This window comes from Neobacillus sp. DFD-2R (assembly GCF_057747865.1).
The window spans coordinates 3002224-3024851 of sequence record NZ_CM173228.1 but is presented as its reverse complement, the minus strand read 5'-3'; the positions used below and the strand labels follow the sequence as shown (position 1 = coordinate 3024851).

Sequence of the window (22628 nt, the reverse complement as noted above, 5' to 3'; positions counted from 1 at the left end):
CTCTTTCTTGTTTGACATTTCTGCTCTGAAAATTAACCAGTCGTACAGAGAGAAGTGATCCCGAAGAAAAATACCGCCTGGGATCGAGCCATTATTTATTTATTGACTTATGCTGGTTTGAGGGTGGATGAACTAGCAAACTTAAAGTTAACCGATCTTAACTTGGAGTTTAGACTATTCGAATTTTAGGGAAAGGAAGGAAGCTTCTGACGGTGCCTATTTCTACTATCTTGTGGCAGGACATAATGAATATTATAAGAAGCAAAGAAGCCTTATCCTAATTGGATACAGGCTTTCTACTTGTTCGTCAAGATAAATACTTTAATGAATAATATTAGACCTCAGTTTATCGTAAGTTAGGACTGGATTTATACTAAACAAGTTGTTTTTCTTCAGTCAACTCTAATAAGCGCTCTTTCACTTTTTTCACATTAACAAGCTTTTGCGAAACACCCGTTTCCATTGCAGCATTAGCAACGGCTGCCGCTACATGAGCCGCTACTCTACGGTCAAATGGATCTGGAATTACATAATCAGCGTGAAGGTCTTCATCTGCAATTAATCCGGCAATCGCATAAACGGCTGCCAATTTCATTTTTTCGTTGATTTCTTTCGCGCAAACGTCCAAAGCACCACGGAAAATTCCCGGGAATGCCAGTACGTTATTGACCTGATTTGGAAAATCAGAACGGCCAGTCCCGACAACGAGTGCTCCCGCTTCCTTTGCCTCCTCCGGCATGATTTCCGGCACCGGATTGGCCATGGCAAAAATGATTGATTGAGGATTCATAGAACGAACCATTTCTTTCGTGACGGCACCTGCAGCTGATACTCCAACAAACACATCCGCTCCCACGAGGGCATCTGCCAATGATCCCTTTTTTTGTTCATTATTGGTGATGCGAGCCAATTCCTCTTTGAATCGATTCATTCCCAACGGACGTCCTTCATATATGATTCCTTTTGTATCACATAAAATGACGTCTTTTACACCCATATTGAGTAGCAACTTGACAATCGCCACGCCGGCAGCTCCAGCACCGTTAGCTACAACGCGAATTTCTTCTATTTTTTTATCAACTAGTTTTAATGCATTGAGTAACCCAGCAGCGGTTACAATGGCAGTACCGTGCTGATCATCATGGAAAATCGGAATATTACAAGCCTTTCGCAGACGATCTTCAATTTCAAAGCAATGCGGTGCTGCGATGTCTTCTAAGTTCACTCCGCCAAAGGTCGGTTCCAATAATTTAACAACCTCCACAATCTTGTCCGGATCTGTTGTATCTAAGCAAATCGGAAAGGCATCCACATCTGCAAACGATTTGAATAACAATGCTTTCCCTTCCATAACCGGCATGGCAGCTTTAGGGCCTATATTTCCAAGACCGAGTACGGCTGTTCCATTTGAAACAACAGCAACAAGATTCCCCTTCATGGTGTAATCATACACTTTACTTTCATCTTCATAAATATCCATGCATGGTTCCGCTACACCTGGAGAATATGCTAGACTTAAATCTTTCGCATTTCGTACTGGAACTTTTGAATGAACTCCTAGCTTTCCTCGATTTTCCTTGTGCATCTTTAATGCTTCTTCACGTAAAGTTGACATACAATGTCTCTCCTTAATTTAATGATGACATGCAAAAAGTATTTTTTTATATTGAGTAATCCTAAGGAACAATCAATCGAAGGAGAGTAGCCATGGAAAAGTAATTGGCAACCTGGGATTGCAACCTTCAATCCCTTCATTAGAATTCAAATATATTAAGCTGCTTCCTGCTGAAAACAAGGATCATTGAAGTATACAACTTCAGAAAGAATTTTACAGCCCTTCATGTTTTTGAGAGCTTCTTTTGCTTCTTCTTCAGTTTCGAATTCGAACATGGAAATATTTGAATCTAAAAAACGAGTTATAATCCACATAATAATTCCTCCTATTTTTTAAGGTTATTTCTGTCCTGTAGACAGGACGTATATAAATTTACCTAAAGATAACATATGTTGTATTAAACCTTAAGGATGATTTAGCTTTAATGAAGTCTCAATTCAGTGTTCAAAGAACTAATTATTAATTGCTACGGACCAATGATAATGCAAAAATGGAAATAAATAAAATGTTAAAAAATTATAATGATATATAAATAATTTTTATATGGAAAAAATTAGGTAAAAATATGAATTGAAAGCAATTTATTTCTATTTGCCTTCAGAGAAATTGAATTTGTTAAAATTAACCTACATCAGTCATTAGAACAAGTAGCTGTATTCATCGGTGAGCATTTTGATAAATATCAGGTACAGCAATCTATACAGGAACTTACAATTATTTAGATGATTTTAATGCGAGATAATAGATATTATCTCGCATTCTTTTTGCTTCCTTATGCCTGTTCGAAAAAGTACACCTTTTACGAACGAATTTATAGAAGGAACTCGTTAACAGTGAAGCTATCAAAGACGATGGGGAATTGTCGAAAATAGTTTGTAATTAAAAATATTGACAAAATGGGTGCAAAATTTTAACATTTTATATGTTAACCTATTTGTTTTTTAAGTTAACATATAGAGTGATAGGGTTGAAATAGAAAGGGTACTAGAAAACATTGTTAGAAAGTTTGCTCATGATGGCAGCTGAACCAATGAAATGATTTTTAAAAAGAAATCCCCTAATTAAACTAATAAGGCTGCCGCAGCAAATACCAAGGTTGGGAGGTTAGAGCAATTGTTCGAGGAAACCTTTTTTAGTGTTAGAATGAGAGCTTCCAAGAATGGAGCCCATGAACATGGTGGAAAGCATATATCCGGTGGTGAACAAATTTCAACTTACGGCAATTTGAAAAATGCAGTCAATGTCCTGCTAGAAAAAGCGTTAACACATACAAGAGGCAACCCGGATTTTATGCAGATTCAGTTTGAATTAATGGATGAACCGATTACAAGATTGAAGCCATTACATATTGGGACAAATGAAGTGGAATCGGTAGAAGAAGGACATTCAATCGCTCGGAATCTTTTAGAGAAAGCTGGGGTCTCAAGAGAGAACATTGAAAATGCTTCCAAACAAATAACGGAATATTCAGATCTCAGAGGGGCGATTTTGTTTGATATTCGGTCTGGTCTACGAATTGATGATCGAAACAAAAAAGGCGTTCGGGTTTCCAGAATGGACTGGTTGCCCGAAAACTTTGAAAAATGGGCTGATTATTACAAAATACCTCGAAGTCAAAGGATGAAGGAAGCGCTTGTTCTTGCAACAAAGGTGAGTATGCATTCAGCTACTGTCGCAGAATTATGCTGGTCAGATGATCCCGAATATATAACAGGTTATGTTTCAAGTAAAAAGCTGGGCTATCAGCGGATTACAAAGCTAAAAGAATATGGCGATGAATGCGGCTGCCGAATCTTCTTTGTGGATGGCTTAAGCGATATTCAATCGTACATAAACTACTTAGAAAAACAGCCAATATTTGTTCAATGGGAGGAAGAAAATGCCACACGAATTAATTGAAAAAAGTAAAAAATATCTTTGGTTACCTTTCACGCAAATGAAAGATTATGACGAAAATCCTTTCATCATCGAAAGTGGCAATGGAATTAAAGTAAAAGACATTTATGGGAATGAATATTATGATGGATTTTCTGCACTTTGGCTTAATGTTCACGGCCATAGAAAAAAAGAGCTGGATCAAGCGATTAAGAAACAGCTTGATAAAATTGCTCATTCTACCTTGTTAGGGATGACAAATGTTCCAGCAACAGAACTTGCTGAAAAACTAATTGAAATAAGTCCCGAAAAGCTGACCCGCGTCTTTTATTCAGATAGTGGTGCGGAAGCGATGGAAATTGCTCTTAAGATGGCGTTTCAATATTGGATGAATATCGGCAGGCCGGAGAAGCAAAAATTTATCGCGATGCAAAATGGCTATCATGGCGATACGATTGGCGCCGTTAGTGTTGGTTCCATCAACCTTTACCATCAAGTGTACGGCCCGTTAATGTTTGAGAGTTTTAAAGCACCCATTCCATATGTCTATCACTCTAAGAGCGGCGACCCTGTAAAGTGCCGGGATGAATGTCTGGATATACTTGAAAAGTTGCTGATTGAAAATCATCAAGAAATCGCTGCGCTTACAATCGAATCAATGGTCCAGGGGGCCGGGGGTATGATTGTAATGCCAGAGGGATTTTTGTCTGGTGTACGTAAGCTTTGTACAAAATATGATGTCTTAATGATTGTGGATGAAGTTGCAACCGGCTTCGGTCGCACGGGGAAAATGTTTGCCTGTGAACACGAAGGTGTTCAGCCTGATTTAATGGCAGTTGGGAAAGGAATTACAGGAGGCTACTTGCCAATTGCGGCAACTTTAACAACAGAGGGAATTTACACAGCATTCTATGATGACTACGATAAACTAAAAACGTTATTTCATGGTCATTCCTATACAGGAAATCAGCTTGGATGTGCAGTTGCAATGGAAAATTTACGATTATTTAAATCGGAAAACATTGTAGAAGAGGTAGCTGAAAAGGCCGAATATCTCGATTTACTACTTCAAGAGCTGCAATCGCTTCCGTCCGTTGGTGATATTAGACAGCTTGGTTTTATGTGTGGAATCGAGCTAGTTTACTCAAAGGAAGCAAAGGAGCCTTTCCCTGCTGAAAAACGAATAGGATATCACGTTACGTTGAAAATGAGGGAACTCGGTATGCTAACGAGACCATTGGGTGATGTTATCGTCTTTATGCCTCCGCATGTAAGCACAAGGGAAGAATTAAAAGCTATGGTTGCAATTATGAAAGAAGCCATTACCGAGGTCACAAATGGGGTGACCAATGTTTGAGCTTGATGAATGGATAAGCGGGCGGATAGACAAGACAAAAAAGGCAGGTTTATATCGAAAAGTGCGAACGATGAATTCGGCTCCTCTTCCGAAAATGTTGATTGATGGTCAAAGACAGATTGTCTTTTCATCTAATAATTATTTAGGACTGGCGAATGATCAACGCTTGATTTATTCTGCAAAAACGGCTCTGCATGAATTTGGAGTAGGAAGCAGCGGATCGAGATTAACGACTGGCCATACGGATTGGCATCAAAAGATTGAGGAGAGAATCGCTCGTTTTAAGCAAACGGAGGCGGCCCTCCTTTTTTCTAGCGGCTATTTGGCAAATGTCGGCGTGTTATCTTCATTACCTGAAAAAGGGGATGTCATTTTAAGCGATCAATTAAACCATGCAAGTATTATCGACGGATGCCGTCTTTCAAAAGCGGCGACAGTTGTTTATAACCATATTGATATGTATGATCTTGAAGAAAAATTGAAAGAAACAGCTTTATATCAGCGGCGTTTTATCGTAACAGATGGCGTTTTTAGTATGGATGGGACAATTGCCCCTCTTGATCAGATGATCTCACTTGCGAAACGATATCATGCCTACGTTATTGTTGATGATGCACACGCAACAGGTGTTTTAGGGAAAAATGGCAGGGGCACGAGTGAATATTTCGGTGCCCATCCTGATGTGATCATTGGAACCTTAAGTAAAGCCATTGGGACGGAAGGTGGTTTTGTTGCTGGTTCGAAAGTTTTAATTGACTTTCTGCTAAACCATGCGAGAACCTTTATTTTTCAAACAGCTATGCCGCCGGCAATTTGTGCTGCTTCATATGCCGCATTGGAAATCATTGAAGAAAGTAATAAAAAGCGCCAGCTGTTATTTTCCAATGTAAAAAAAATAAAAACTAGTTTAAAAGAAATGGGTTATATCGTGAAGGGAGATCTTACCCCGATTATTCCTGTGATCATTGGAAATCCCAAAGAGGCGGTCATTTTTGCGGAAAAGCTACAGGAAAATGGAATATACGCACCTGCGATCCGTCCGCCAACTGTACCGGATGGGGAAAGTCGTATCCGGCTAACTGTAACCTCCGACCATTCTTCGAAAGAAATAGATTACTTGTTGGAGTGCTTTCATTTCATCGGAAAAGAGTTGAACATGATTATATGAACGGTTTTTTTGTAACAGGAACAGATACAGATGTTGGAAAAACGATTATATCGGGCGGACTTGCAGCGGTATTAAAAGAGAAAAAGATAGATGTTGGCGTGTTTAAGCCATTGTTAAGCGGTATTTCGCGTGAAGATCCAGCAAGTGATACAAGCTTACTAAAACAACTGTCCCAAACGTCTTTATCTTTTGAAGAGATTACTCCCTTTGAATTTAAAGAGCCACTTGCTCCGTATGTTGCAGGGAAGCTGGAGGGGAAGATCGTAGGGATTGAAGAGGTATTAAGGCATTGGGAAGAGATTAAAAGAAAACACGAATTTTTCATCGTAGAAGGTGCTGGCGGTATTTCAGTCCCACTTGGTGAACATTTCTTAGTTAGTGACTTAATGAAAGCTTTACAGCTGCCAATTGTGATCGTAGCTCGACCGAATCTTGGGACGGTCAACCATATTTTTCTAACAGTCCATTACGCAAAAAGTCTGGGTCTTACCGTTGCCGGGATCGTGATCAACGGGATAAGTGATCATCCGGATCTTGCGGAAAAAACAAACCCAAAATTAATTGAAGAGTTATGTGGTGTACCTATATTAGGAATTACTCCAAAACTGAAAGAAATCACAAAAGAAAACATAAAAAAAATGGTAAAAGAACACATAGATGTGAAATTACTAATTAATGAAATGGAGCTAAGAAAATGAATAAATGGATGGAGCTTGCAGATCGGGTATTAGAGGGAAAGGAAGTAACAAATGAGGAGGCTCTTTCAATCTTAGAGTGTCCAGATGATGATGTATTATTGCTCATGCATGCGGCATTTCAAATTAGAAAGAGCTATTATGGGAAAAAGGTAAAGCTTAATATGATTATGAATGTAAAATCTGGACTTTGTCCGGAAAACTGCGGCTATTGCTCTCAATCTTCTATTTCAACAGCTCCCATTAATACTTACAGGATGGTAGATAAGGATACGATCTTTGAAGGAGCGAAGCGTGCCCATGATTTAAATGTAGGGACATACTGTATTGTGGCTAGCGGCAGGGGGCCATCAAATAAAGAGATTGATCACGTAGTGGAAGCAGTAAAGGAAATAAAAGAAACATACGGATTAAAAATCTGTGCATGTCTAGGGCTGTTGAAGCCAGAACAAGCGAAGCGCCTAAAAGAAGCCGGGGTAGACCGTTACAACCATAATATCAATACATCGGCAAGCAACCATGCTAACATTACCACTTCCCATACGTATGATGATCGCGTCAATACGGTTGAGACGGTAAAAGATTCTGGAATGTCACCATGTTCAGGTGTCATTGTCGGCATGAGAGAAACAAAGCAGGATGTGGTTGATATGGCTAACAGCTTAAAAGCCGTTGATGCGGATTCGATTCCGGTTAATTTCCTGCATGCCATTGATGGTACTCCACTACAAGGAGTAAAAGAATTAAATCCAATTTATTGTTTAAAAGTGTTGGCCTTATTTCGGTTTATCAATCCAACAAAGGAAATCCGCATTTCAGGTGGACGTGAAGTCAACCTTCGTTCCTTACAGCCGTTAGGGCTATATGCAGCCAACTCGGTTTTCGTTGGCGATTATTTAACAACATCCGGGCAAGAAGAAATTGAAGATTATAAGATGTTACGTGACTTAGGATTTGAGGTTGAATCAGTAGAAGAAATGAAAGCTGGCTTAGTAGCAGAAAAATAAAAGAGTTTAAAAGTTTTACATAGATGTGAGTGATGCATCTTTGTAAGACGATTGTGATTATAGTAAAGGAGGCTGACATGAAAACGGATTTAAATCAAACAGTACCACTTTCATTTACTACTACTGAGTTTTTTCAAAATCCTTATCCATTTTATGAAAAGCTTCGATCCATACATTCAATCTATTGGGGAAATCTGTTAAAGTATCCAGGATGGTATGTGACAGGATATGAAGAAGCAATAACCATTCTCAAAGATACTCGATTTAAAAATCGCATCCCGATGCCCCAGACATCGAAAAAATATGAGTCGCTTAAAAACATCCAAAATGACATGATGGTTTTTAAAAATCAACCAGACCATAAGCGATTGCGTTTCCTGGTTAGTAACGTATTTACTCCTAGAATGGTGGAACATCTTCGTCCTTATATCCAAGAAACGGTAAACGATTTACTGTCACAGTTCCAAAATAAGAAAACAATGGATGTGGTTTCCGATTTAGCGTTTCCTTTAGCAAGTCTCATCATCGCGAAAATTTTAGGAGTACCTGAGGAAGAGCGATATCAATTTAGAGAATGGGCGGCAAGCTTAATTCAAACCATTGATTTTACCCGTTCGAAAAAGGCGTTAGACAATGGGGTTGCAATTACTATAATCTTAAGGAATTATTTTAAAGAGCTAATTAAAAAACGGAAACAAAGACCTGCAGAGGACCTTATCAGCTTGTTAATAAAAGAGGAACAGCAAGGGGACAGATTAACAGACGAGGAATTATTGGCTACCTGCATTTTACTTGTGATTGCCGGTCATGAGACAACAGTGAATCTTATCAGCAATTCAATTCTTATTTTATTGAAACATCCTCATCAACTGATGGAGCTAAAGGAAAAACCATTGCTTATTGAAGGGGCGGTCGAGGAGTTTTTGCGCTATGAGAGCCCAACACAGATGACCGCTCGGATTGCTTCAGAGGATATCGAGATCCTTCAAACAACCATAAAAAAAGGCGACCAGGTATATATCCTTTTGGGAGCTGCCAATCGAGATCCGAATATATTTCATAATCCTCATTTACTCGACATAACGAGGAATCCAAATCCCCATCTTGCATTTGGATATGGCACGCATTTTTGTTTAGGTGCCCCGTTGGCACGTTTAGAAACACAAATTGCGATTAAATCGCTCCTGTGTCAGAAAGACAACCTTCAATTAGCGGCTCCTGACTTGCAATGGAGAAATCTGATTGGGTTTAGATCGTTAAACGAACTGCAAATTACATTTGACTGAGTTAGGATATAAAGATTGTATATTTGAAATGGTGAATACGATAGGTAAAAGAAAACGGACACAATATAAATCTTTGATTCTGAAAGAGTGTGGAAGGAAAAGAGTGAATGGGAAGCAACGTTTAGATATATGAAACTTGGAACAGTTGCTTCCTGTTTTGAATCACAAAGAGGAATTCAATTCGAAGGAAGGGTATGTACAGTAAGTTAATTATGTATGTACATTGAACAAAATTATGTGAAATCTATGATATAAAAGAGCAAGGATGTAAATTGTCAATATTGTATATTTTCTTTTAGTTTAAAATCCAAATATAGGCATTACTTTACTCAACCCAAGGGGTTAGTGGAAAAGTAAGAGTGATCCTTGTTCCTTTCCCTAATTCACTTTCAATTTTAATTGATCCATTCATGCTTTCAACAATACGAAATACAACCATCATTCCAAGCCCTGTACCTCTTATTTCTTTTGTAGAAAAGTAAGGCTCTCCAAGACGATTTCTTTGCAATTCATTCATCCCTACCCCATTATCAGTTATGGTGACTTTAGCAAGAGTTTTCTCTACAGTCACTATAATTGAAAGAGTACCGCCTGAAGGCATTGCTTCAATACCATTTTTCAAAAGGTTTACAAGCACTTGTTGAAACAATCCTGCATTTCCTTTAATGTAGCAAGATTCTAACTCTGACGATAATTCCACAATGTTCATGTTGGCTAAAGGTAAAATGATATTTATTGCTCTTTCGATTTCCTTTTTTAAATTTAGGCTTTCAATTTCTTCTAGTACAGGTTTTGCAAAAGTAAGGTAATCCCGTATGATCCTTTCCGCCTGATCCAGTTCCTGCATGGCGACTGTTAAGTAACCTTTCTCAACTTCAGGAATTGCTTTGGATTCATTTATTAACTGTAAAAATCCACGTGTAGTAGTCAATGGATTTCGGACTTCATGAGAAATACTTGCAGCCAAATGACTAACTACTTCTACTTTCTCCATTCGGATAAGTTTGTAGAGAAGCGATTGTTTTTCCTTATTAGATTCCATAATATAAACAATTAAAAGTATGCCAAATGATTGAATTAAAATATAAGAAAAAAATAACTCAATTGTAATCGGGACATTAAATAAAAATTTAACCCCCACAATTATCCAAATAGACATAAATAACATTAAAACACCTGATATGATCATCTTTTTTACCGTAGGGAAATTAGTATAAAAAGGTTTAAGTTTAGTAGTAATTAGAAAAAAAATAAGAAGGCTTATACAGGAAAACCACGAAGCCTCTAATCCATGCATAAGTCGTAAACAGATAATCAAAAAGGTAAGCCACATGCTGGTTATTTTATGTGAATACAAGCAACCTAGTACAAATGGAATAAAGCGTAAGTTAAAAATTACACCACCATTAGTCTGAAATGGATACAGCATACAGAGTACAACGGTTGCAGAAAGAGATAAACCCATAACTATTTCAGTTACTATTGGATTCTGGTGATGTCTGTTCAACCAAAATTGGAAAATAAGTAGTAAAACTAGAATGCCTATGAGATTTATAAGAAAATGTGAAGTACTTGTCATTTAAAATCCTCTACAATGCATTATTTTCTAAATGATTAATAAGTAACATAGAAACAACTAATTTTGAATGTAGAAAGGTAGTATTAACGTCAGAATATCGTTAATTATAACAATATTACCACAAAATAAGAAGTCTATAATTGACGAAAATTGTCAAAAAAAGAGTAAGCTAATTGCCCACTCCTCCCTGATAACTATTAAAGCACCTCCCAAATTTAACCACAACATTAAACTAGCAGTATAGTAGAGTAAGAATTTAATTATTCAATCTGATAATATTAGAACATATAAATCCAAAAAGGGAGATATACATATGGGAACAGAAAAAGAGAAAATGTTGGCTGGGGAGATGTATAATCCTGCTGACCCTGAATTAGTGAAGGACCGAGAAAATGCAAGACGACTCGTTAGAATTTTTAATCAAACTTTAGAAAACGAAGGCAACAAACGAATTAAACTATTAAAAGAGTTATTAGGTTCTACCGGAGAAAATGTATATATGGAGCCAAGTATAAGATTTGATTATGGCTATAATACATACGTAGGAGAAAACTTTTTTGCCAACTTCGATTGTACCATTTTAGATGTTTGTGAAGTGCGATTTGGTGATAATTGTTTGCTTGCACCAGGAGTACAAATCTATACGGCAACACATCCACTTAATCCAACTGAACGTAATTCAGGTAAAGAGTATGCAAAACCGATTACTATTGGAAATAATGTATGGATTGGTGGTAGTGCAATAATAAATCCGGGAGTAACAATAGGTAACAATGTTGTTATTGCTTCAGGTGCTGTAGTAACTAAAGATGTACCTGATAATGTTATAGTTGGTGGTAATCCAGCAAGAGTGATTAAACAAATTGAAATATAAACAATTTCCTTCTTAGCGAAAATGAGTTTGGTGAAAAAAAGAGTTGTTCCTGTAACTCTTTTTTTATGGAAAAGTTTTTGTACATAAACCAACGGTTATGGCAGCTATTTTCTTATTCACTAAAAAGCAGGTTATACGGGGAGGTAAAAAATGCTTCAAATACAGAAAAAGTCCGGCACTGTAATCATTGTAATACACGAAATTTATGGAATAAATCAACATATGCAGAGTTTTTGTGAATTATTATCAAAACAGAGTTTTGATGTCATTTGTCCCAATTTATTAGAACGACAGACACCTTATGAATATTCTCAAGAGGAAGTTGCTTACCGTAATTTTATGGAGAACATAGGATTTGCTAATGCTATGCATAAAATAAAAGATATATTATCAGATGTTAAAGAAGAATATGAAAAAATATTTATCATTGGATTTAGTGTAGGGGCAACTGTTGCTTGGTTGTGCAGTGATGAAGAATGTGTCGATGGAATAGTTGGATACTATGGTTCACGTATTAGGAATTATGTGAAATTAACACCACAATGTCCTACAATGTTATTTTTTCCGCAAGAAGAACAATCATTTAATGTGGACGAGTTAATTTCAACTTTAGAAAAAATGAATATCGAAATACATAAATTTATCGGAAAACACGGATTCAGTGACCCTTACTCTCCACAATATAATGTAAATTCAGCTCAAGAAGCATTTAGCAAAATGGTTAATTTTTTTATGAAACATTAATTAAATTAACTGAGGTGTTATTAAGATAATGGGGTACAAGAGTAATGAGTCACATGGATTTATTACAAGGATAGAATCAAACCGCATGAATTCACGTCAATCAGGTATCCATAGAAACACGATTTCCGGATTCATGCATACCTATATAAGTGTGGGTTTAACGATTGAATTCAATATATCCAATTAAGGAAGGAGTGAGTATCCCGATGTATACCACCAGTGAGATATTAAGCTCCTCTTCATTAAATTTATCTTATGACTTAAAAAGTACTCCATACTTCCAGAAAAACAATCAAAACTTTATTCTTCAGCAAACCGCTAAACAGTTTCCCGTCTTGGAAAACTTAAGCATCTTTGACGTCTATTTGAGTAGTGGACATAGCATAGAGGCTCATTGGCACCCAAACGCGAATGAACTTGCCTATATGATACAAGGTGAAGCTGTGGTTTCTATTCTCAATCCATTTACCCTGAATGTACTCAGTTACCGTGTTAAGTCTCCTCAAACGGTGTATATCCCAAAGGGTTGGTGGCATTGGGCACTTGCGGTAACGGATCACACCCACTTGTTAGCTATTTTCGACAATAATTCCACGCAAATCATATATGGATCCGATATCTTGAGAAAGACACCTCCTGAGGTGTTCCAGGCAATTTATGGTGTTCATACAGCCCAGTTAGCTGAAGTTCTCAAGCCAATTGATCAAACAGTTATCATCGGTCCTCCTAGTTCTAGCGATATACGATGGCGTATTGGAGAGAGAGGCAATTATTGAACTTTGCCAAGTGAAAAGAAAAGCGTAATCCTTAATCGTTCGTGCGTTAACATAAAATAGAAAAGGCCATTCCCCGAAATGAATGGCCTTTTAATTTGCCGTTTTAAGCAGAAAGGTTTGGTGGAGATTAATCAGCATAACATCCATGTATGTATCGTTGTGCATATTGGAAATAATTATAAAAATGGCTATAATAACCCGGGAAGTTCATGAATGCTGTATTCCCATTCCCGGTAGGGACCGTATTTACAGGAGGAGGCGAACTATGCCAAATATATACTGGTACTACGGGTTAATCGTTATCGGGGCGGTCATTACCGGCTATACAATGTATAAAAAGAGAAACGTAGCTGATATGTTTTCCTATTTTGTATTCGCAACTGCTTGGACATGGATTGGTGAAGCTGTTGTACTCTTTGTACTAAATGCTTACGCATATAAACCGGGACTTTATTCAGATCCCTTTGCGGAAAATATCATTGGGCATATTATAGCCAATACAGCATTATGGTCTTCTGCAGCGATTAGTGTCATGTATTTTCAGCTCTCATACTGCTGGATTGCACTAATATCCATCGTTTTCATGCTGATCGAGGTTGTGTTTCTTAAAGCCGGTGTCTACACTCACCATTGGTGGCACACATATATGACCGGCATTGCAACATTTATCTTTATGATGGCTATGAAAAAGTGGTATTCCATCGTAAATGGAAAAAGATATAAATCCCCGCGAATCATAACATTCTGGACGATCGCATGGATCAGTCTGCAAACTCCATCAAGCGTACTAATGCTTTTTGGAAAACAGTTCTTTCATGTAAATTGGGTTGAAAACATTTACCGGGACAGCACATTATTTAGTGGTTTTTTGTATCACGTATGTATGGCCGTAATTGTTATTTTTTGTATTTACATACCAAAAAAGAGATATTGGAATGTGATTCCTTTTTTTATTTTACTATTAGGCGATGTTATCCTTTTGAACATGAAAATATTAGTTTTTCATGACGATTGGAAATTGAGTTACCTGTTCTGCATCCGCGCAGCAAGTTTACTTTTTTTTATACTAATTGAAAAATACACGTTGAGACTGGTTAAGGTTGAAAATTCGACTTAATCGGACTGCAATCCAGCGAATTGCCAGTAATCCACCATACTTTTGATTAGTATTATCGAGGAGGAAGGTCATATAATTCGTGAAAATAGACCAAGGGGGATCAGTCCTTTTTTTAAAGCTATTGTGCTTACGTGGCAGTTTAGCTTAAATACACTTTATATTCATTACATGGATGAATACTTTTTTAATAGGGAAGAAATTCTAAATAAAAAAAGTAAAAAGGAAGTTTAAATATGTCAATGAAAAATAAGTGGTTATTTAATATTACGATGGTATTACTCTCGTGGGTATCATTAGCTTTTTTGGATCAGCGCAGTATTAAGAGATTTTTCCCGGCCTTTATCTTTGTGTTTTTAATAAATTGTATTGATGTTCCAATTGGAAAGAAACGATCATGGTGGTATTTCTATAATAAACCAAATTCTTTTTTTCACAATGAATTTCCTTTTTTAATAGGTCCAATGTTGGCTGTAGCTTTATGGTCATTAAAATGGACATACGGAAATTTCAAAAAGTTTATCATGCTTAATACTCTTTGCCATTTATTTTTTACATTACTAGCTAAAACTTTATTTGCAAAAATAAAATTATTTAAATTAGTTCGACTTAATGGATTTCAATTCTTCCTATACTTCTTTTACAAGGCTTTTTTCTTATATGGATTTCAAACCATTTTTGAAAATAAAAAAAGTTTATAAATACCTGGATAATTTAAAATACGTAAAAAGACATTCTGTTTTCAAGAATGTCTTTTATCAATTTTTGCGGCTGAGTATACTTTCTAACCATTACTATTTAAATAAATTGACAAAAAGACTAAATGTAACTAATATTATTACATGTAATAAATTAGGTTACAACATCAACGAAACATTTATTGGAGGAATTAGACAATGAAAATGTTAGTAACAGGAGCAACGGGGAAATTAGGTACCAAAGCTGTAGAGACGTTATTAAAGAATGTACCGGCCAATCAATTGGCTGTAAGTGTTCGTAATCCAGAGAAAGCGGAAGGATTACAGGCTCGTGGAGTAGAAGTTCGACACGGAGATTTTAATCATCCTGAAACACTAGATTCTGCTTTTGCAGGTATTGATCGCTTATTAATTATTTCTGCGGATGGAGACAATGAAACAAGAATTCGTCAGCATACAAATGCTGTAGCTGCGGCAGAGCGTGCAGGAGTTAAATTCATTGCGTATACCAGTATAGTGAATGCAAAGGAAAGTAGAAACCTATTCGCTCCAACACATCAGGCAACAGAAAAAGCGATTTTGAAAACAGGCATTCCTTATTCCTTCTTACGTAACAACTGGTATTTAGAGAATGAAACGTCAAGCATTCAAGGTGTCCTAGCAGGAGCTCCTTGGGTGACATCAGCAGAAAACGGCAAGGTTGGCTGGGCACTACAACAAGATTATGCAGAAGCTGCGGCAGCGGTACTATCTGGTAACGGGCACGATAATACAATTTACGAGCTTTCTGGTAAGCTATTGACTCAAGAAGAACTAGCATCTGCTCTTGGCATTGTCCTGGGTAAAGAAGTACCTGTGCAACAGGTTGATGATGCTACTTATGCCGATATTATGAAAGGTGTTGGCGTACCGGACTTTCTTATTCCTATGATTGTTGACATCCAAAAAAGCATCCGAGAAGGTACATTGGATATTAAGAGCAATGATTTCGAAAAACTTCTTGGTCGTCCAGTTACCCCAATCAGCGAAGCTTTGAGGCAAATGGTTAGTCACATCACTCAAAAAGAGAATTAAATTTAATCAAAAACGACTTTTTCTTCAAATTTTGAAACGAAGTAATACAAATAAGGTATGTTAAAAAGAGCTGAATGCAGCTCTTTTTTAACTTTCATTGCTCTGCTTTTTTTCCCCGAAAAGCTTTAGATTTTTTATTTCCTAAGGATTAAGTCCCCCTATAAAAACCTTTTTTTAGTAAATCAATCTCCAAAGAAAAGATTTTCATCGCTTCATTAATCGGTAATTCCTTCGCGAAAACATGAACGAGATTTTGTAAGGACACCGCCATAATAATTTTAAAAATGTAGTATATTTCTTCTTCATTCGTTATGTTCAAATTTTCGGAATTTATGAAGCCAATTATTCCTAAAAATCTACTTTTAGCTTTTTCCTCATTCATATTCAGAGTAAATATTTTTTCTGTTTTATAATTCATATTTAAAAAGGCATTTTTTAAATATTGCCGATTTTCGGGTTCTTCAAAGATGATAAGAAGGGATTTAAACCAATCAATAAAGGACTGAAATAAATCTCCATTGTTAATTTTTATGATCGATATAAATCGCTCATGATTCCGTTTGGAATACTCATCTAATAAAAAAAAGAAGACATCTTCTTTATCCTCAAAATATTGATAAAAACTTCCTCTAGGTATACCAGCATCTTGGATAATATTTGAAATGGATGCCTCATATAAAGGAACCCTTGAAAATTCCTTCTTAGCGGCATTTATTAATAATTTTTGTTTTTCATTAGATAAATTAAAAAAGGTTTGTTTAGGCATTGATTTTACTCCTTTTATCAAACAACATATTGTCACAAATAACATAAACTTATGATAATCGCCCTAGGAATAGTTGTCAACATCCATATGACAACGTGTCATTTTATTTATTGACACTAAAATGTTCACTGTTTATAATTTTTTCTGAAAGTGTTATTTCTTATACGAAATAAGAAAACGCAGGAAAAAACAAAAGAAAGGAGAGAGTAGCTAATGAGCACTAAACGTTTACTATTATTGAACATTATTATTCTACTAATATTAGTCGGTGGAGGTTTCGGGGGTTATGCCTATTATAATGGAGCGGTTAACTATTTAACGACGGATAATGCCCAAATAGCCGGACAACAAGTGACAATAGCAGCTCCTGCCAACGGGAAACTAATCGAATGGAAAGGCAATGTTGGTGACAATTTTTCGAAGGATTCTACAGTTGGAACCATTACAGCAACTGATGTAAATGGAAAACCCATAAATATAAACGTGACTTTTCCAACCCAGGGAACCATTGTACAAAATAATGCAGTTCAAAATTCATTTGTTGCTGCAGGAACACAACTGGCGAAGGTATATGATTTTAATAACTTATGGGTTACAGCAAATATAGATGAAACAAATATTGATGAAGTGGCAATTGGACAGGATGTCGATATCTATGTTGATGCTTTCCCAAATACCACATTAAAAGGTAAAGTACAACAAATCGGCTTAGCAACGGCTGGAACATTTTCACTATTACCTAGTTCAAATAATACAGGAAACTACACAAAAGTGACTCAAGTCATCCCAGTAAAAATATCCATTGATGATAATAAAGGTATTGCAATCGTGCCGGGTATGAACGTAACCGTGCGAATTCATAAGTAGGTGATAATATGTCAATATATATCACGGTTTATGTTATTTTAGGTATTTTGCTGTTACTATTAATAAATTTTAGGGTAATAAATCATAAGAAACCTAGTAAATCTCTAACGAAAATGATTAATGAAGAGGAAAAAGAGAAATTTGCTTATTCTGAACCGGTATTGGAATATGTCGAAGCTGATGTTCAGCCGCAAGAAAGCTTGAACAAGCGGAAAAAACAATCTGCTGCAGAAACTGAAAAAGATTCAGGAACAGGAAAAATTCTAGTGGCTTTAATGCTTGGAGCGTTTGTTGCCATTCTTAATCAAACCTTACTGAATGTGGCCATTCCACATATTATGAATGATTTAGGTGTTTCAGCCAATACAGTACAATGGCTCACCACAGGTTATATGTTAGTAAACGGGATCGCTATTCCTGTAACGGCATTTCTTATTGAAAAGTTTGGAACAAGGAAACTATTCATTACCGCTATTTTATTATTCACATTAGGTTCGTTAGTTTGTTCATTATCAACTAACTTTAGTATGCTAATGATCGGAAGGGTCATCCAGGCTTGCGGTGCCGGAATTATAATGCCCCTTTTGATGACCGTTTTTTTCGCGTTGTTTCCACCTGAAAAGCGTGGAAAGGCAATGGGGATCATGGGGATTGTCATCATATTTGCTCCTGCAATCGGTCCAACATTATCCGGGTGGCTTATTGGACATTATTCATGGAGATTATTGTTTGACATTGTCATTCCAATCGGAGTACTTGATTTAATTCTTAGCTTCCTATGGATGAAGGACGTAACCAAAGTAACCAATCCTAAATTTGATTTTCCAGGATTTTTATTTTCAACCTTAGGGTTCGGTTTCTTGTTATATGGATTCAGCGAAGCAGGAAATGATGGCTGGACCAGTCCAACAGTTATAACTTCTTTAATCATAGGTATTATTTCTTTAATCGCTTTTGTCTGGCGTGAATTAACTACCGATAAGCCAATGCTTGATTTACGGGTCTTTAAATATGATATTTTCACTTTAACCACTATTATTAGTATGATTGTTAATATGGCTATGTTTGGTGCAATGATTTTGCTTCCAATCTATTTGCAAAATATTCGCGGATATACTGCATTACAATCAGGACTATTGATGCTTCCCGGTGCCATTGTGATGGGGATTATGTCCCCAATTTCAGGGGCACTTTTTGATAAAATCGGTGCAAGATGGCTTGCGGTAATTGGCTTAACCATTACTGTACTGACCACATGGCAATTTACTAGTCTGAGTATGACAACCAGCTATGGACATATCCTTCTTTTATATGTCATGCGGATGTTTGGTATGTCATTTATCATGATGACTGTCATGACGGAAGGTCTTAATCAATTACCCCGTCAACTTGGTGCACACGGGACTGCTGCCTCCAATACGGCAAGGCAAGTTGCCGGCAGTATTGGTACGGCATTCCTGGTTACTGTAATGACTACAAGGCAAGGGGGACATTATAGTGAGTATGGGAGTACCATCACAAGTTCCAATCCTTTTATAGCCAGTAGTTTCTCGCAGCTTGGTCAAGGCCTATCAGCTTTAACACACTTGCCGGATTCAGCAGGAAGAGAGCTTACAGCCTATTGGATTTACGGTCAAACAATGCAACAAGCAACAATTGATGGGATTAATGATGCCTTTATTGTTGCAACTGGAATCGCATTTGTATCTTTAGTTCTATCGTTCTTTATTAAAAGGGCGCGCGTAAATGAACAGTAAATTTAAGGGATAGGATAACTCAAAAGGTTCATTAAATATGGACCTTCTTGAGTTAGCTTGTCCTTCTTCACTTTTTTGCTTACTTTTGGATAATATTGAGGAATCTTGGTTAAGCTCTTCCAAGTTATTCCTTTATCTCGATTTTGTGGAAAATTCACATTTTCGCAAAATATAGTCACAACTTAAGGCCATAACTAACTTGCTAAGAAGTTATAGCAATTGGAATACTTATAAAGCAACCCGCATACTTCAGCAGGTATAAAAGAATACAATTACTTTATTTAAAGCTTATTAGAGGGTTTAACTTTCTTGAAAGAAGGGGTAGAAATGGTAGATTTAGGACTTCTGATTATTCGGTTGGCTGTTGGCCTGACGTTCGTAGGGCATGGGGCGCAAAAATTATTTGGCTGGTTTGGTGGACCCGGTCCAGTCAAGTTTGGAGAATATTTAGGGACGATTGGAATCAAGACTGGCGGAAAAACATGGGCCGTTTTAGCAGGAGTATTTGAACTTATAGGCGGCATCCTATTTTCAGCCGGTATACTCACCTGGTTTGGGGCAATCCTGATCATTATCGTGATGATTGACGCTATTTTTACCGTCCATGGTAAAAATGGCTTCTGGCTAACCGAAGGAGGATTTGAATATAACTTTATTTTGATTGCTGTAGTCCTTGGAGTGGCCCTAATTGGACCCGGTAATTATGTATTAATTTATAAGTTGTAATTGGACTATTGATATTGATTCATCTTCCGAAGCGGAAGAACTTTATCAACTGCTTACAATGAGTTGCTGCGGCAGCTCTTTTTCTTTGGTTCGAATATAGTTGGGAGAGTGAAAACGAAAATACAAAAGTTCATCGATAAAATGGATGAACTTTTCTTACTCTTGGAAAACTATTTTAAAGCAGACAAGTTTAGTTTCCATGAAATAATTTTAAAAACGGAAATAATCTTGTTTCTTATTATACAAATTTAGGAGGGACATATCTTGAAAAAGCGTAAATTTGGTGTGGCATTATCGCTTTTCCTAGCAACCGGAACATTATTAAGTGCATGTGGAAAGACTACTGATAATAATAATGCCGGTGGAAACAAAACAAAAGGGTTCACAGTTGGTATGGTTACGGATATTGGTGGTATTGATGACAAATCCTTTAACCAATCATCTTGGAAAGGGCTTCAGGACTTTGGTAAAGCAAACAATTTGCAAAAAGGCAAGAACGGATATGATTATCTTCAATCCCAATCTGATGCGGACTATGCAACTAACTTAAACACACTTGCCCGACAAGGTTTTGACCTAGTTTATGGTATTGGCTTCTTAATGCAAAATGATGTTGATAAAATTGCTAAGCAACAGCCAAAAGCTCATTTTGCAATCGTTGATGCTGAAGTGAAGGAACCAAACGTTGCAAGTATTCTATTTAAGGAAAATGAGGGTTCATTCTTAGCGGGGATTGTTGCCGGAATGACCACCAAATCAAATAAAATTGGTTTTATTGGCGGTATGGAAAGTGCGGTTATTGAACGTTTTGAATCAGGCTTTGTTGCTGGTGTTAAAGCAGTAAATCCCAATGCTACTGTAGATATTCAATACGCTGCAACCTTCACTGATGCAGCAAAAGGGCAAGCAATTGCTTCTAGAATGTACCAATCAGGTGATGATGTTGTATTTGCCGCTGCAGGTGCAACAGGTAACGGATTATTTAAGGAAGCTCGTGATCGGAAAGCCAAAAATCCAAGCCAAGCAATTTGGGCAATCGGTGTAGACAGTGACCAAAGCGCTGAAGGTGTTGTAACTGCAGGAGGAAAACAAGTAAATGTTGTTATTACTTCTGCTATGAAACGGGTTGACCATGCAGTAACAGACCTTACCACTAAAACGAAAAATGGTAATTTCCCCGGCGGAAAAACAACAGTTTATGGTTTAAATGAAGCTGGTGTTGGTTTAGCGCCAATTAACCCGGATGTTCCAAATAAAGCAGCCATTGAAAAAGCTGTAAGTGACTGGACAAATAAAATTAAGTCTGGAGCTGTAAAAGTACCTGGCACACATGCTGAATTAAAAACATTTCGTACTAAATAATAATTCTTTTGCCGGTCAAAACAAGCATGCAGCAATCCTTAATGTAAATGATCATTGTAAAGATTTCTATTTTTAATGGTGATAAAGGGTTTTAAAGTTTGTTGCATCGTTGTAATTTAGCGAATGTTTTATCGTATAACTACCTGGTGAGCAAGATTCTTAAGACTTGCTCGCCTTTTTGTTTGAAAAAGGTTTTTTAAACACAGCGATCAGGGAATTCAGTTTACCTCCCACTCATTTCAAACAATAGCAAAAGAAAAAGGCATTACCACAAGCATGTCCCCGGAAAGGCAATTGCTTGGATAATGCCGTTAACAGCAGTTCACGTGAATTTGTTTGCGTTATTTTTCAAGACTCATTATTTATACTGATCCAACATCTTGAAATATTGGATAAGAAATTCATAGAAATTCTTTTCGGATGGTGCAAGGTCTCTATGTTTTGGAATAATGACGCCAACTGTACGCATCGCCTTTGGTGTTTCAATCGGTACTTTGACTGTGAATCGGGGAATAGAGTCATAGAAAGTGCTCTCTGGTAATAGGCTAACGCCGATTCCTGCGGAAACGAGTCCCTTTAAAGCATCCATATCCTCTCCTTCGGACGTAATGTTGGGCTTAAAGCCAGCCTCATGACAGGCCTCTACAGCAATTTTTCGAAGGACGTACCCCTTTGGAAATAAAACGAATGGATCTGTACGCAACTCACTTAGAGACAGACTTTTTCGATCAGCCAAGGGGTGATGACTTGGAAGCAAGGTAACGATATTTTCCATAAATAAGATTTTCGCCTCTAGGTCCGAATCCTTCATGGGGACAGGGCCGAGAAAAGCTAAATCGATTTCACCGTTTTTCACCGCATCGATTAAGTAGGCATAGGAGCCTTGACGCAAATGGAAGTTAACATTTGGTACATCTTTCTTATAAGCTGATATAACAGTTGGAAGCCAATATCTGGCGAGACTTGTCGGATAACCGATTTTAATCGTTCCTGCTTGGGGATCGAGGTATTCGTCTATTTTTTCCTTTGCTTCTTCCATCGTTTTTAAGGCACTTTTTACATATTGTAAAAAAATAGATCCGATCTGTGTAACCTTAATATTTCTTCCGACCCGTTCTAATAGGTTAACGCCTAGCTCCTCTTCTAGTTTTGTAATTTGATAGCTTACGGCTGATTGTGCAACGTTTAGATTTTCAGCCGCCTCTGTCACATGTTGCCGTTCGGCAACTTCAACAAAGTAACGTAATTGACGAAGCTCCATTTTTGATCCTCCTTTTATTCATATAAA

At 37.0% G+C, this 22628-nt stretch carries 22 protein-coding genes; 17 read left to right on the top strand and 5 right to left on the bottom strand.

The window, feature by feature from the left end; translation table 11 throughout:
• Positions 1-373: 373 nt before the first annotated feature.
• Together ystJ and AC3ANV_RS15200 are read right to left on the bottom strand one after the other, a co-directional pair.
• Positions 374-1615 (bottom strand): NADP-dependent malic enzyme, encoded by a 1242-nt coding sequence (ystJ, locus tag AC3ANV_RS15205; protein WP_488309566.1) that lies wholly within the window; start codon positions 1613-1615, stop codon positions 374-376.
• 155 nt (positions 1616-1770) lie between these two features.
• Positions 1771-1929, bottom strand: coding sequence for a hypothetical protein (locus tag AC3ANV_RS15200; RefSeq protein WP_488309565.1), 159 nt, complete (start codon positions 1927-1929; stop codon positions 1771-1773).
• 799 nt (positions 1930-2728) lie between these two features.
• Here AC3ANV_RS15200 and bioW point away from each other — a divergent pair.
• From bioW to AC3ANV_RS15170, 6 genes are all read left to right on the top strand, one after another.
• Positions 2729-3514 carry a 6-carboxyhexanoate--CoA ligase gene (bioW, locus tag AC3ANV_RS15195; RefSeq protein ID WP_488309564.1) on the top strand — a complete coding sequence of 262 codons (786 nt, stop codon included), beginning with the start codon at positions 2729-2731 and terminating at the stop codon, positions 3512-3514.
• The gene (gene bioA, locus AC3ANV_RS15190; RefSeq protein WP_488309563.1) at positions 3495-4847 is read left to right on the top strand and encodes an adenosylmethionine--8-amino-7-oxononanoate transaminase; all 1353 of its coding nucleotides are present in this window, start codon (positions 3495-3497) and stop codon (positions 4845-4847) included. The genes bioW and bioA overlap by 20 nt, the downstream gene beginning before the upstream one ends.
• The gene (gene bioF / locus AC3ANV_RS15185) at positions 4840-6015 is read left to right on the top strand and encodes an 8-amino-7-oxononanoate synthase (protein WP_488309562.1); all 1176 of its coding nucleotides are present in this window, start codon (positions 4840-4842) and stop codon (positions 6013-6015) included. Before bioA ends, bioF begins: the two co-directional genes overlap by 8 nt.
• A complete protein-coding gene (bioD, locus tag AC3ANV_RS15180; RefSeq protein ID WP_488309561.1) occupies positions 6012-6713 on the top strand; it encodes a dethiobiotin synthase in 702 nt (233 codons plus the stop codon). The genes bioF and bioD overlap by 4 nt, the downstream gene beginning before the upstream one ends.
• Complete coding sequence (gene bioB, locus AC3ANV_RS15175) at positions 6710-7717, top strand: biotin synthase BioB (RefSeq protein WP_488309560.1); 1008 nt, start codon at positions 6710-6712, stop codon at positions 7715-7717. Before bioD ends, bioB begins: the two co-directional genes overlap by 4 nt.
• A 77-nt stretch (positions 7718-7794) precedes the next feature.
• Complete coding sequence (locus AC3ANV_RS15170) at positions 7795-9003, top strand: cytochrome P450 (protein ID WP_488309559.1); 1209 nt, start codon at positions 7795-7797, stop codon at positions 9001-9003.
• A 325-nt stretch (positions 9004-9328) separates the two neighbouring features.
• On the opposite strand, the gene AC3ANV_RS15165 is transcribed toward AC3ANV_RS15170, so the two are convergent.
• Positions 9329-10582 carry an ATP-binding protein gene (locus tag AC3ANV_RS15165; protein WP_488309558.1) on the bottom strand — a complete coding sequence of 418 codons (1254 nt, stop codon included), beginning with the start codon at positions 10580-10582 and terminating at the stop codon, positions 9329-9331.
• Positions 10583-10895: 313 nt separating this feature from the next.
• Here AC3ANV_RS15165 and AC3ANV_RS15160 point away from each other — a divergent pair, with 313 nt between their 5' ends.
• The 7 genes from AC3ANV_RS15160 (at position 10896) to AC3ANV_RS15130 (ending at position 15862) form a co-directional block, all read left to right on the top strand.
• Positions 10896-11456 (top strand): sugar O-acetyltransferase, encoded by a 561-nt coding sequence (locus AC3ANV_RS15160; protein WP_488309557.1) that lies wholly within the window; start codon positions 10896-10898, stop codon positions 11454-11456.
• Between the two features lie 150 nt (positions 11457-11606).
• Entirely contained in the window at positions 11607-12200 is a 594-nt protein-coding gene (locus AC3ANV_RS15155) for a dienelactone hydrolase family protein (protein WP_488309556.1), read from the top strand.
• A 28-nt stretch (positions 12201-12228) separates the two neighbouring features.
• Positions 12229-12387: a hypothetical protein gene (locus tag AC3ANV_RS15150; protein WP_488309555.1), complete on the top strand. Its 159-nt coding sequence runs from the start codon at positions 12229-12231 to the stop codon at positions 12385-12387.
• 19 nt (positions 12388-12406) lie between these two features.
• On the top strand, positions 12407-12976 hold the full coding sequence (locus AC3ANV_RS15145; RefSeq protein WP_488309554.1) for a cupin domain-containing protein: 570 nt from the start codon (positions 12407-12409) through the stop codon (positions 12974-12976).
• 265 nt (positions 12977-13241) lie between these two features.
• Positions 13242-14093: a hypothetical protein gene (locus AC3ANV_RS15140; RefSeq protein ID WP_488309553.1), complete on the top strand. Its 852-nt coding sequence runs from the start codon at positions 13242-13244 to the stop codon at positions 14091-14093.
• Between the two features lie 233 nt (positions 14094-14326).
• Complete coding sequence (locus tag AC3ANV_RS15135; RefSeq protein ID WP_488309552.1) at positions 14327-14791, top strand: hypothetical protein; 465 nt, start codon at positions 14327-14329, stop codon at positions 14789-14791.
• Between the two features lie 195 nt (positions 14792-14986).
• Positions 14987-15862 (top strand): SDR family oxidoreductase, encoded by an 876-nt coding sequence (locus AC3ANV_RS15130; RefSeq protein WP_488309551.1) that lies wholly within the window; start codon positions 14987-14989, stop codon positions 15860-15862.
• A gap of 148 nt (positions 15863-16010) precedes the next feature.
• On the opposite strand, the gene AC3ANV_RS15125 is transcribed toward AC3ANV_RS15130, so the two are convergent.
• Complete coding sequence (locus AC3ANV_RS15125) at positions 16011-16628, bottom strand: TetR/AcrR family transcriptional regulator (RefSeq protein WP_488309550.1); 618 nt, start codon at positions 16626-16628, stop codon at positions 16011-16013.
• A gap of 213 nt (positions 16629-16841) precedes the next feature.
• Between AC3ANV_RS15125 and AC3ANV_RS15120 the strand changes: the two genes are divergently transcribed.
• The 4 genes from AC3ANV_RS15120 to AC3ANV_RS15105 all read left to right on the top strand — a co-directional run bounded on the left by AC3ANV_RS15120 (position 16842) and on the right by AC3ANV_RS15105 (position 21340).
• Positions 16842-17495, top strand: a complete 654-nt coding sequence (locus tag AC3ANV_RS15120) for an HlyD family secretion protein (protein ID WP_488309549.1) — start codon at positions 16842-16844, stop codon at positions 17493-17495.
• An 8-nt stretch (positions 17496-17503) separates the two neighbouring features.
• The gene (locus AC3ANV_RS15115; protein ID WP_488309548.1) at positions 17504-19252 is read left to right on the top strand and encodes a DHA2 family efflux MFS transporter permease subunit; all 1749 of its coding nucleotides are present in this window, start codon (positions 17504-17506) and stop codon (positions 19250-19252) included.
• A 327-nt stretch (positions 19253-19579) separates the two neighbouring features.
• Entirely contained in the window at positions 19580-19978 is a 399-nt protein-coding gene (locus AC3ANV_RS15110) for a DoxX family protein (protein ID WP_488309547.1), read from the top strand.
• Between the two features lie 264 nt (positions 19979-20242).
• Positions 20243-21340: a BMP family lipoprotein gene (locus AC3ANV_RS15105; protein ID WP_488309546.1), complete on the top strand. Its 1098-nt coding sequence runs from the start codon at positions 20243-20245 to the stop codon at positions 21338-21340.
• 358 nt (positions 21341-21698) lie between these two features.
• Here AC3ANV_RS15105 and gltC read toward each other — a convergent pair whose 3' ends face one another.
• Positions 21699-22601, bottom strand: a complete 903-nt coding sequence (gltC, locus tag AC3ANV_RS15100; RefSeq protein WP_488309545.1) for a glutamate biosynthesis transcriptional regulator GltC — start codon at positions 22599-22601, stop codon at positions 21699-21701.
• Between the last annotated feature and the right edge of the window lie 27 nt (positions 22602-22628).

Coding starts and splice junctions, on each gene's coding strand:
- bioD (WP_488309561.1), top strand. CDS start 6,012: ATGAACGGTTTTTTTGTAACAGGAACAGATACAGATGTTGGAAAAACG.
- AC3ANV_RS15160 (WP_488309557.1), top strand. CDS start 10,896: ATGGGAACAGAAAAAGAGAAAATGTTGGCTGGGGAGATGTATAATCCT.
- gltC (WP_488309545.1), bottom strand. CDS start 22,601: ATGGAGCTTCGTCAATTACGTTACTTTGTTGAAGTTGCCGAACGGCAA.
- ystJ (WP_488309566.1), bottom strand. CDS start 1,615: ATGTCAACTTTACGTGAAGAAGCATTAAAGATGCACAAGGAAAATCGA.
- AC3ANV_RS15110 (WP_488309547.1), top strand. CDS start 19,580: ATGGTAGATTTAGGACTTCTGATTATTCGGTTGGCTGTTGGCCTGACG.
- AC3ANV_RS15165 (WP_488309558.1), bottom strand. CDS start 10,582: ATGACAAGTACTTCACATTTTCTTATAAATCTCATAGGCATTCTAGTT.
- AC3ANV_RS15200 (WP_488309565.1), bottom strand. CDS start 1,929: ATGTGGATTATAACTCGTTTTTTAGATTCAAATATTTCCATGTTCGAA.
- AC3ANV_RS15130 (WP_488309551.1), top strand. CDS start 14,987: ATGAAAATGTTAGTAACAGGAGCAACGGGGAAATTAGGTACCAAAGCT.
- AC3ANV_RS15125 (WP_488309550.1), bottom strand. CDS start 16,628: ATGCCTAAACAAACCTTTTTTAATTTATCTAATGAAAAACAAAAATTA.
- AC3ANV_RS15150 (WP_488309555.1), top strand. CDS start 12,229: ATGGGGTACAAGAGTAATGAGTCACATGGATTTATTACAAGGATAGAA.
- AC3ANV_RS15120 (WP_488309549.1), top strand. CDS start 16,842: ATGAGCACTAAACGTTTACTATTATTGAACATTATTATTCTACTAATA.
- bioB (WP_488309560.1), top strand. CDS start 6,710: ATGAATAAATGGATGGAGCTTGCAGATCGGGTATTAGAGGGAAAGGAA.
- AC3ANV_RS15170 (WP_488309559.1), top strand. CDS start 7,795: ATGAAAACGGATTTAAATCAAACAGTACCACTTTCATTTACTACTACT.
- AC3ANV_RS15140 (WP_488309553.1), top strand. CDS start 13,242: ATGCCAAATATATACTGGTACTACGGGTTAATCGTTATCGGGGCGGTC.
- AC3ANV_RS15115 (WP_488309548.1), top strand. CDS start 17,504: ATGTCAATATATATCACGGTTTATGTTATTTTAGGTATTTTGCTGTTA.
- bioA (WP_488309563.1), top strand. CDS start 3,495: ATGCCACACGAATTAATTGAAAAAAGTAAAAAATATCTTTGGTTACCT.
- bioF (WP_488309562.1), top strand. CDS start 4,840: ATGTTTGAGCTTGATGAATGGATAAGCGGGCGGATAGACAAGACAAAA.
- AC3ANV_RS15135 (WP_488309552.1), top strand. CDS start 14,327: ATGTCAATGAAAAATAAGTGGTTATTTAATATTACGATGGTATTACTC.
- AC3ANV_RS15145 (WP_488309554.1), top strand. CDS start 12,407: ATGTATACCACCAGTGAGATATTAAGCTCCTCTTCATTAAATTTATCT.
- AC3ANV_RS15155 (WP_488309556.1), top strand. CDS start 11,607: ATGCTTCAAATACAGAAAAAGTCCGGCACTGTAATCATTGTAATACAC.